1 protein-coding gene is annotated in these 1,057 nt (G+C 73.7%); it reads left to right on the plus strand.

The features are described 5' to 3' along the window. Nucleotides 1-1,057 (plus strand): acyltransferase domain-containing protein (locus ACWD4P_RS38525; protein WP_449782855.1); only part of this gene is annotated, 1,057 nt, incomplete at both ends.

The following is a 1,057-nucleotide window of genomic DNA, read 5'->3' on the forward strand; positions in this document are numbered from 1 at the left end:
CGCGGGCCGCGATGGACCACCGTGCGGCGGTGGTCGGTGCCGACCGGGCGGCGCTGTTGGAGGCGCTGGCCGGGGTCGCCCGGGGCGAGGCGGGCGCGGACGCGGTGCTGGGCCGGGCGGTCCGGGGCCGGGTCGGGGTGCTGTTCACCGGGCAGGGCAGTCAGCGGTTGGGGATGGGCCGGGGGCTGTATGAGGCGTTCCCGGTGTTCGCGAAGGCTTTCGACGAGGTGTGTGCGGAGCTGGATCCGCATCTGGAGGTGCCGTTGCGGGAGGTGGTCTGGGGCGGGGACGCCTCCGCCGTGGAGGCGACGGGGGTGGCGCAGCCGGGTCTGTTCGCGTTCGAGGTGGCGCTGTTCCGTCTGGCCGAGTCCTGGGGCGTGCAGGCGGACTTCGTGGCCGGTCACTCGGTGGGTGAGCTGGCGGCGGCGCATGTGGCGGGGGTGTTCTCGCTGGCGGATGCGGCGCGGTTGGTGGCGGCGCGCGGTCGTCTGATGCAGGCGCTTCCGGCCGGTGGTGCGATGGTCGCGGTGCGGGCGACGGAGGCCGAGGCGGTGGCGCAGCTGATCGATGGTGTGTCGATCGCGGCGGTGAACGGCCCGTCGCAGGTGGTGATTTCGGGTGCCGAGGACGCCGTCTTGGAGGTGGCGTCGCGGTTCGGGAAGTCGAAGCGCCTGTCGGTCTCGCACGCGTTCCACTCGGGCCTGATGGACGGCATGCTCGCCGAGTTCCGCGAGGTCGCCCGCTCGGTCTCCTACGCCCCGTCCGTGGTCCCGGTGGTCTCCAACGTGACGGGCACGGTCGCGGGTGAGGAGCTGCGGGACCCGGAGTACTGGGTGCGGCACGTGCGTGAGACCGTGCGTTTCGCCGATGGTGTGCGCACGCTGCACGAGCAGGGCGTCTCGGTGTTCCTGGAGCTCGGCCCGGACGGTGTGCTGACGGGCATGGCGCAGGACGTCCTGGACGGCGCGGCCGGCACGGCGGCCTTCGTCCCGGCGGTGCGGGCCGGCCGTCCCGAGGACCGGACGGTCCTCACGGCCCTGGCCCAGCTCCATGTGCG

The organism is Kitasatospora sp. NPDC002543, assembly GCF_053594915.1.